Annotated in this window: 2 protein-coding genes; both read right to left on the reverse strand. The window is 48.7% G+C overall.

Annotated elements, in window-relative coordinates:
- The coding region (locus tag LCF57_RS10805) for a non-ribosomal peptide synthetase (protein ID WP_226000692.1) at positions 1-4,212 on the reverse strand (4,212 nt) is incomplete at its 3' end.
- A 45-nt stretch (positions 4,213-4,257) separates the two neighbouring features.
- On the reverse strand, positions 4,258-5,080 hold an 823-nt coding region (locus LCF57_RS10810; RefSeq protein ID WP_226000693.1), incomplete at its 5' end, for a phosphopantetheine-binding protein.

Below are 5,080 nucleotides of genomic sequence, written 5' to 3' on the forward strand. Positions count from 1 at the left end.
CACATATGAAATGGTCTCGGGTTTGACACCTGCCGAATCCAGTGCCATCTGGATAACTTCCGCCTGTCCCCCAATACTCGGAGCCGTGTAGCCCACCTTTCGTCCACCATCATTGTTAATGGCAGATCCTTTAATGACGGCATGAATGGTATCGCCGTCACGTAGCGCTTCATCTAGGCGCTTGAGAATCACAACGCCTGCACCATTAGCAAAAACCGTGCCGTCTGCTTCCGAATCAAAAGCTTTACATGAGCCGTCCGTCGATACAATGGAACCTTCCCGGTACAAATATCCTGTAGTTTGAGGTACTTTTACCGTAACTCCCCCTGCTAGTGCCATATCACATTCACCCGCAAATAGAGCCTGAATGGCGGTATGTACAGCGACAAGTGACGTCGAACAAGCCGTTTGTATGGTGATCCCCGGACCTTGAAAATCCAGTTTGTATGCCACGCGAGTTGCCAAATAATTCTCATGGTTTGCTGTAGTCATCGCAAACATACTGGTCGGGTCTGCCGGGTCCATACGAGGAAGAAGTGAGCACAACAAATAAGTGCTTTGAGTAGTGCCTGCGTAAACCCCAATCGCACCATCGCTTCCGCCAGGAACATAACCAGCCCGTTCCATTGCTTCCCAAGCGCATTCCAAGAACACTCGGTGCTGTGGATCAAGAATTTCAGCTTCGCCTGGGGTATATCCAAAAAATGCAGCGTCAAATGACTCGACCCCTTCCAACGTTCCTCCTAAATTTACAAAATGTCGGTCACCACGCATTTTTTCAGGAACTCCTGCTTTCCCCAACTCTTCTTTCGAAAAGCTTCGAATTCTGCATTCTTCATGCAGTAAATTGCTCCAGAATGCTTCGATCCCTTCCGCGCCAGGGAATCGACCAGCCATGCCAATGATCGCAACTTCATTCGTTCCCTTGAATGGGGCTGCTGTTCCCTCTGTAGTACATCGCTTTTGTCTGAAATGAGAATTCGCTTCGTTGCTTTGCCCGACCAAATAACGCGCTAGTTTGGCAACTGTTGGAAATTGAAACAATTCAACGATGCTTAATTCTCTTGCTATTTCAGACTGAAGTCGGTCTCTCACCTCCACCAAGAGAAGCGAATGCCCACCTAAATCAAAGAAGTTATCGTGTATGCTTACTCGCTCAACTTGTAGCGACTTCTTCCATATCTCCGTTATGCATAGTTCCATGTCCGTGACTGGAGGGGTAAAAACAGATTTTTCAGAAATTGAAGCTCCTGTCCAACTTGGGAGCGCCCTACGGTCAATCTTACCTGTTACCGTAACAGGCAAAGTGTCCATAGGAACATATACTGCAGGAATCATATGCTCCGGCAGATATTCACTTAAATATTTGCGCAGTTCTGCCGGGTCACATGGTTCACCTTCTTGCACCACATAGGCGATCAAGCGCTTGTTTTTATTATTTTGCTCTGTAGCAGTGACTACGGCATTGCGAACTGTCGGGTGACGGATAAGAACCGACTCAATTTCACTCAGTTCAACACGCATGCCGCGAATTTTGATTTGATGATCTCGTCTGTCTTCAAAAAGAAGCGTGCCGTCTGGACGCAATCTACCGATATCCCCAGTCCGGTAAAGGCGTTCGTTTGGACCCTCGGCATGCGGATAGTGTATAAATCGGTCTGCTGTTAAGTTCGGATGATGGAGATACCCCCGAGCTAAGCCAGCGCCTCCGATGCAGATTTCACCAGCAACCCCGAGAGGGACCGGACGAAGCCGCTCATCTAAAAGACAAATCCGCATATTGCGAAGTGGTCGTCCGATTGGAACGCCGATCCCTGGAGGAGGGGATGTCATGGCGTGGAATGTTGCATCTGCCGATACTTCCGATGATCCATAAATGTTGATTAACGTTCGCCCAGGCAGCAGTTCGAAGAACCGCTCACATAATACTTGAGGGAGAGTTTCTCCGCTCACAGACCAGTAGCGCAAATCTTGTAGATACTCTTTTCGCTTGGCACATGTTTCGAGAAGAACTCGCAGCAAAGAGGGAACCATGACTATGCGCGAAATACGGTGTTTCACCAAGGCATCCACCAAAATCAGGGGGTCTTGAAGAGCCTTCTTTGGCAAAATAACCGCCGGGATACCGCACAGGAGCGGAGCAAACGTCTCGGCGACCGCATCTACAAAAGTAAGTGCAGCCTGATGGCAACAAACTTCGTTTTCAGAATATGGATATGTTTCCCATCCCCAACGGAGACGGTTTAGTATTCCTCGATGTAAACCCACAACCCCTTTGGGGTCTCCTGTAGATCCTGAGGTATAAATGACATACGCTGCATTGTCCCCGTGGACATCAGGAGCTGGAGGATTCTCGTTATAATGCTCCGGCTGTTCGCCTAACAAATCCACACTCAAAATACGGTAATCTCTTGTGGGTATCCTGGATGCAAGAAAGGATTGGGTCACAACTACGGGGGGGGCTATTTTTTCTAGAATTAATCGTATCCGCTCGGTCGGATGCTCCGGATCAAGCGGTACATAAGCTCCTCCAGCTTTTAAAATACCTAATAGTACGGCTGTTCGCTCAATTCCCCGCTCCATGCAAACGCCGACCAATACTTCCGGTCCTACATTGGATGACAAAAGTTGCCATGCAATCCGGTTTGCCATACGGTTCAGCATCCCGTAGGAAATACATTGTCCGTCCTCAATTAAGGCCGTGCGATCCATACTGGACTGGACTTGTCGGTCAAACAGCTCCAGAAGAGAGGTTTCTTCGTCCTCGGCAACAGTTACCGGTGTATGCCAGTCTTTTAGCACCTGGCGTTCCTCTTCTGAAGTCATGAGCGGCAGATCCATGATTGAACAATGCGGATTGGCAACAGCAGCAGCTAGGATAGTCTTATAATGTCCCAGTAGCCTTTCCACCGTTTCAGCGTCAAAAAGGTCCTTGCTGTATTCCAGCAAAACTGAGAGGCCCGATCCTGTTTCTTCCACATACAAGGTCATATCAAATTTGGAGGAAGTTCCTATACTGCTCACCTTGGAGAACTTTAGCCCCGGAAGATCCGGCAACGACGATGGTACCGTCTGAACCACCATAACCTGAAACAACGGAGAGGCATCCAGAGTACGCTGTGGACGGAGTTCTTCAACGATCTTCTCAAAAGGTATGTCTTGATGAGCCAAAGCTTCGACCATCGTATTTTTTACTTGTGAGAGAAGTTCCAGGAAGCTGAGACTACTTGAAACGTTCACTCGCAGAGCAACTGTGTTCACAAAAAGACCAACCACTCCCGCCGTTCCACTTTCGTTGCGATTAGCGACAGGACAGCCTAGTACGACATCATGTTGACCGCTATATTTGGCAAGTAGTGCATAAAATCCGGCGAGAGCCGCCATAAAAACGCTCGCTCCCCTACCTTTAGCCAAACCCTTAAGCCCTTCGACTACTTCCCTCGGCAGTTCAAGCGAAACTGTACCGCCACGCATCGTAGGCGTGGCTGGCCGTATTCGGTCGACAGGCAATGCCAGTTGAGGCGGATTGTCGCGAAGTTGCTCCTTCCAGTAAGCTAGTCGTTGTTTGTGGATATCTCCAGCCAACGCAACACGCTGACGATGTGCATATTCTCCATAGGTAAAGGGCAAAGAGTCAAGTTTGGGTGTTTCTTCCTGAACATAAGCTAGGTAACAGGCCTCGATTTCACGGATGAGAAGCCCGAGAGACCAACCATCGGAGATTAGATGATGCATGGTCAACAAGAGAATCCCTTCTTTTTCGCCCAACATGATCCAATGGGCGCGAATCAACCGATCATGGGCTATGTCAAATGGAGTTTCCGTTTCGACCTGTTGAAGCCGAGATATCTCCGTTTCTTTTTCCATCGCCCCCCATTGACTCAAATCTGTTACACGTATGGGAAAGCAAGTGATTTCTGCTGGTGGGTCGACATACTGTATTGCTCCACCGTTCCTGTTCTGAAACCGAGTACGTAAACTCTCGTGCCGTCGCACAAGGTATCGCATACACTTCTCAAACAACTCTAGCTTGAAATCACCTTCAATGTGAATGGCTGTTGCAATCAGGTAAGATGTATTTCCAGGTGCCATCTGTTCTAAAAACCACAATCTTTGCTGAGATAAGCTGAGGGGATATTGCCGGGGTTGCAATTCCCGTTCCTGCAGCAAGCGCATCAACCGAAGTCGTTTTTCCTCCGCACTGAGCTCCATGTTTTATCCACTTCCCATCCATTCATCTTCACACTAAAATGTAAATCACTCGGACTCGAACAGCGTGATATCTTTGCCAGACCCCGCTTCCATTCGTTTCAGTAAAGTATCTATCTCTTCATCCGTCATACTGTTCACCCGCTCCAGCAACTCTGCAGAATCGTCTATCCCCAGTGAATCCAAATCCGTTCGCCCCTCCGTTGTTTGTTGTTCCTCCACCAGAAGAACCAGATGTGCGATGCATGGATATTCAAAAAAACGTGGTACCTCAATGTCAAAGCCCATAGTTCGCTTAATTTCCGCTGCCATTTGTACAATTAGAAGAGAATGTCCGCCCAAATCAAAAAAATCATCATGTATTCCGATTTGTTCAATACCAAGAATCTTCTTCCAAATTTCCACTAGACCAGCTTCCAAAGGAGTCTCCGGTGGTTTAAAAGGCGTTGCTAGTTGAGGACGTGGATACATTTGTTCCGCTGATTCCACAATCGGAGCTATTTCCTCCGCAGCGCTGTGTAAAGGAACCTGACCTATGCCGGGTCCACATAATGCTGCGTTCGAAAACACAGTCAAACGAGGTTCAATCCAATAGCGCTGACGCTCAAACGGATACGTTGGCAATTCTATCCGGTTACGCACCCGGGACTCGTGTAACGCTCCCCATCCGATGCTTACACCTCCGCTCCACAATTCTGCCACGCTTCTCAGCCACTGCCCACGTTCTCCGCCTCCGGTTTTGTACGTTGGTAATGTACGCATGCCTCTGTGCTCCGCTCCCCAGCAGGCCGACTGCCGCATCAATGTCGTTAATGTCTGCCCCGGGCCTAATTCTATGACTACCGCATTCGGATACCTCTTCAGCACCTGC

Source organism: Paenibacillus sp. BJ-4 (assembly GCF_020404765.1).
Taxonomy (GTDB): Bacteria; Bacillota; Bacilli; order Paenibacillales; family Paenibacillaceae; genus Paenibacillus.